Below are 4123 nucleotides of genomic sequence, written 5' to 3'. Positions count from 1 at the left end.
GAAATAGATGAGGGGTCTGGGGAGAATACCTTCTCCCCAGCCTTTTATTCTTTTCTGGCGGCCGCGATGTAGTTGACGCTGACGTCGCTGCTGGCTTGCCAGTCTTTCGTCCCGAGCTTGGGGGTCATCCCCGCGATATCGGTGACGCGCAGCCCTGCCTTTCGTGCCTCGGCGCCGAGCTCTGCCGGCGTGACGAACATCTTCCAGTCATGCGTGCCGCGGGGCAGTAGCCGCAGCAGGTATTCCGCGCCCACCTTGGCGAAGAGAAAGCTTTTCGGCGTGCGGTTGAGCGTCGAGAGGAAGACGCAGCCCCCCGGCTTGGTCACGCTGGCCAGCGCCGCCAGGAAGGCGCCGCGGTCGGCGACGTGCTCGATCACTTCCAGGGCGATGACGGCGTCGAAGCGGGCGCCCTCGGCGGCGAGCTCTTCCGGGCGGCCCTGGCGGTAGTCGATCTCGAGGCCGGAGCGGGTCGCATGGGCGCGGGCGGCCTCCAGCGCGGTGCCGGCGGCGTCCAGGCCGGTGACGCGGGCGCCGAGGCGGGCCATGCCTTCGCTGGCGAGGCCGGCGCCGCAGCCGACATCGAGGAGGGTCAGGCCAGACAGGTCCTCGCCCTGGCGGCCTTCGCTGGCTGCCAGGCGTTGGGCGATCCAGCCGCAGCGCAGCGGGTTCATGCGGTGCAGGGGGGCCATGGGGCCGTCGGGGTCCCACCAGCGCTCCGCCAGGGCGTCGAACTTGGCGATCTCGGCCTCGAGGGCGGTGGTCTCGGCGGGCATGGAAGGCTTCTCCGGTTGCGGCAGGGCGCGACCCCCGTTATCTGTCCCAGCCCCGCGCCGGCCGCAACCAGGGCCCGCGCGGCAATCCGTGCCTGATCGGCCGCAGGGAAGGCTTCCCCCGCAGCCCGGTCGCCTTCGAGACCCCGTTCCATCAGAGCGCCCATGGCCCGTATCGTGATGAAGTTCGGCGGCACGTCCGTCGCCGACCTGGACCGTATCCGCAACGTCGCCAACCGGGTGAAACGGGAAGTCGATGCCGGGAACGAGGTCGCCGTGGTGGTCTCGGCCATGTCGGGCGTGACCAACCAGCTGGTGAAGTGGTGCCAGGAGCTTTCGCCCCTGCACGATGCCCGCGAATACGATACCGTGGTGGCGACGGGCGAGCAGGTCACGATCGGCCTGCTGGCGGTGGCGCTGCAGACCATCGGCGTCGATGCGCGGTCCTGGCAGGGCTGGCAGATCCCGATCCTGACCGACGGCGCGCATGGCAAGGCCCGGGTCGAGGAGATCCGGGGCGAGGCGCTGATCGAGCGGATGAAGATGGACCAGGTGCCGGTGGTCGCCGGCTTCCAGGGCATCGGCCCGGACAACCGGGTGACGACGCTGGGCCGCGGCGGGTCGGACCTGTCGGCGGTGGCGATCGCGGCGGCGGTGAAGGCCGATCGCTGCGACATCTACACGGATGTGGACGGCATCTACACCACCGACCCGCGGATCGTGCCGAAGGCGCGCAAGCTCCCGGCGGTGGCCTATGAGGAGATGCTCGAACTGGCTTCGGTCGGCGCCAAGGTGCTGCAGACCCGGTCGGTCGAGCTGGCGATGAAGCAGCGGGTGCGGGTGCAGGTGCTGTCCTCCTTCGAGGACAAGCCCGGCTCGCTGGTCGTGGATGAGGATGAGATCGTGGAACAGCCGCTGGTGACGGGCGTCGCCTATTCCCGCGACGAGGCGAAGGTGACGCTGCGCCGGGTGCCGGACAAGCCCGGCATCGCCGCCGAGGTCTTCGGGCCCCTGTCGGACGCCAATGTGAACGTCGACATGATCGTGCAGAACCTGGGCGCCGACGGCACCACGGACATGACCTTCACGGTGGGCAAGACCGACCTGCCGCGGGCACGCGACGTGCTGGAGAAGGCGCGCGGCACGATCGGCTTCGAGACGGTGGTCGCCGATCCGGAGGTCGCCAAGATCTCGATCGTCGGCATCGGCATGCGCAGCCATGCCGGCGTCGCCGCGACGATGTTCAAGACGCTGGCCGAGAAGGGCATCAACATTCAGGTGATCTCGACCTCCGAGATCAAGACCTCGGTGCTGATCGGCGTGGAATACACCGAGCTCGCGGTGCGCGCCCTGCACAGCGCCTACGGCCTGGACGCGGAAGGCTGAGCGATGGACGCGCAGACTGACCTGACCCCCGGGGCTGGCGCCATCGACGCGCTGATGGCCCGGGGCGCCGCCTTCCTGGGCACCGAATACGCCATCCTGGGCGGCGCCATGAGCTGGGTCAGCGAGCGCAACCTGGTGGCCGCCCTGTCCAATGCCGGCGCCTTCGGCGTCATCGCCTGCGGCGCGATGATGCCGGACCGCCTGGCCGAGGAGATTTCTGCGACGCAGGCGCTGACGGACAAGCCCTTCGGCGTCAACCTGATCACCATGCACCCGAACCTGATGGAGCTGGTGCAGGTCTGCCTGGACGCCAAGGTCGGCCATATCGTCTTCGCCGGCGGCATCCCGCCCGGCCCCGCCATCAAGGCGGCCAAGGAAGGCGGCGCCAAGGTCATCTGCTTCGCCCCGGCGTTGGCGCTGGCGAAGAAGCTGGTGCGCTCCGGCGCCGACGCGCTGGTGATCGAAGGCTCCGAAGCCGGCGGCCATATCGGCCCGGTCAGCCTGACCGTGCTGGCGCAGGAAATCCTGCCGCATATCCGCGACGTGCCGGTCTTCGTGGCCGGCGGCATCGGCCGCGGCGAGGCCATCCTGTCCTATCTGGAGATGGGTGCGGCGGGCGTGCAGCTCGGCACCCGCTTCGTCTGCGCCACCGAATGCGTGGCGCATGCCAACTTCAAGCGCGCCTTCATCCGCGGTGCGGCGCGCGACGCCCTGCCGACGGTGCAGCTGGACGACAACTTCCCGGTCATCCCGGTGCGCGCCCTGCAGAACGAGGGCACCAAGCGCTTCCTCGAGCACCAGGCCATGGTCATCGCCCGCTTCAAGGCGGGCGAGGTGACCAAGGAGGCCGGGCAGCTGGAGATCGAGCATTACTGGGCCGGCGCGCTGCGCCGCGCCGTGGTGGATGGCGACGTCGAAGGCGGCAGCCTGATGGCCGGGCAGAGCGTCGGGCTGGTCACCAAGGAGCAGCCGGCCGTGGAGATCATCGCCGAGCTGCTGGACCAGGCGCGCGCCGCCCTGCTGGCCCGCCGCGCCGGCCAGTAACCGATCGGGCCGGGGCGAAAGCGCCGGCCCCATGGTTTCGCCTGATATTTTTCTCGCCCGGCGCGCCGGGCAGGGCCCCGCCGCGGGGCTGCCGCGGGAGGGATGCTTTCTCGCGGCCCTGCGGCCCGGTCCGGCTTCCGGCCTCACCGCAATTCGGTTTGCCCTGCGCCGCGCGGCGCGATAGGTGTGCATCGCGTGCCCTACGATCTCAAACCCCGCCCCCGATCCGACAGCCAGCCCGCCGAAGCCGCGCGGGTGGGCGAGGAGCTGCGCGAGGCCCGCCTGTCCCTCGGCGTGAGCCTGGAGGAGCTGGCGGAGGCGCTGCGCATCAACCGCCGCTACCTGGCCGCCCTGGAAGAAGGCCGCGTGCGCGACCTGCCGGGCGTCGCCTATGGCACCGGCTTTGTCCGCAGCTATGCCCAATCTATGGGGCTGGACGCGCCCGACCTGGTGCGCCGCTTCCGCGAGGGCGCCGGCGGCGGCACCCGCTCCAAGGACCTGGTCTTCCCCGAGCCGGTGCCGGATCGCGGTGTGCCGGCCGGCGTGGTCATCCTGATCGGCGCGGTGCTGGCGGTCGGCGCCTATGCCGCCTGGTACCAGTGGAGCGGCTCGGCCGAGCGCAGCGTCGATGCCGTGCCGCCGCTGCCGCCGCGGCTGGAGCAGGCCGCGCGCGAGGCCGGCGCGCCGCCGCTGCCGGGCACGCCGCCCGCCAATACCCCATCCAACGGTGCCGGCCCGGCCTCCCCGCCGGCCGCCAGTGTTTCTCCTGCCTCTCCGGCCAGCCCGCCGGCCATGCCCGGCGCCGGACCCAATGCCCCCGCGCCGGGCGTGACCCCGGCCGTGCCGCCTGCCGCCCGTCCGGGCCAGCCGCCGGCCGCCGGCACCCCCGCGGCACCGGCGCGGCCGGCGGGGCACCGCCAGGG

4 protein-coding genes are annotated in these 4123 nt (G+C 71.4%); 3 read left to right on the top strand and 1 reads right to left on the bottom strand.

Annotated features, from left to right (window positions below):
- Positions 1–44: 44 nt before the first annotated feature.
- On the bottom strand, positions 45–773 hold the full coding sequence (gene ubiG / locus BKE38_RS27590; RefSeq protein WP_076960380.1) for a bifunctional 2-polyprenyl-6-hydroxyphenol methylase/3-demethylubiquinol 3-O-methyltransferase UbiG: 729 nt from the start codon (positions 771–773) through the stop codon (positions 45–47).
- A gap of 162 nt (positions 774–935) precedes the next feature.
- Here ubiG and BKE38_RS27585 point away from each other — a divergent pair, with 162 nt between their 5' ends.
- The 3 genes from BKE38_RS27585 to BKE38_RS27575 form a co-directional block, all read left to right on the top strand.
- Positions 936–2156, top strand: a complete 1221-nt coding sequence (locus tag BKE38_RS27585) for an aspartate kinase (protein WP_076960379.1) — start codon at positions 936–938, stop codon at positions 2154–2156.
- Between the two features lie 3 nt (positions 2157–2159).
- A complete protein-coding gene (locus BKE38_RS27580) occupies positions 2160–3200 on the top strand; it encodes an NAD(P)H-dependent flavin oxidoreductase (RefSeq protein WP_076960378.1) in 1041 nt (346 codons plus the stop codon).
- 195 nt (positions 3201–3395) lie between these two features.
- Positions 3396–4123 (top strand): helix-turn-helix domain-containing protein (locus tag BKE38_RS27575; protein WP_165694307.1); only part of this gene is annotated, 728 nt, incomplete at its 3' end.

The sequence above is a fragment of the Teichococcus deserti genome, assembly GCF_001982615.1.
Classification (GTDB): domain Bacteria; phylum Pseudomonadota; class Alphaproteobacteria; order Acetobacterales; family Acetobacteraceae; genus Pseudoroseomonas; species Pseudoroseomonas deserti.
The sequence above is the reverse complement of the archived record's forward strand: the minus strand, read 5'-3'. Positions and strand labels throughout refer to the sequence as shown.

Coding starts and splice junctions, on each gene's coding strand:
- ubiG (WP_076960380.1), bottom strand. CDS start 773: ATGCCCGCCGAGACCACCGCCCTCGAGGCCGAGATCGCCAAGTTCGAC.
- BKE38_RS27585 (WP_076960379.1), top strand. CDS start 936: ATGGCCCGTATCGTGATGAAGTTCGGCGGCACGTCCGTCGCCGACCTG.
- BKE38_RS27580 (WP_076960378.1), top strand. CDS start 2,160: ATGGACGCGCAGACTGACCTGACCCCCGGGGCTGGCGCCATCGACGCG.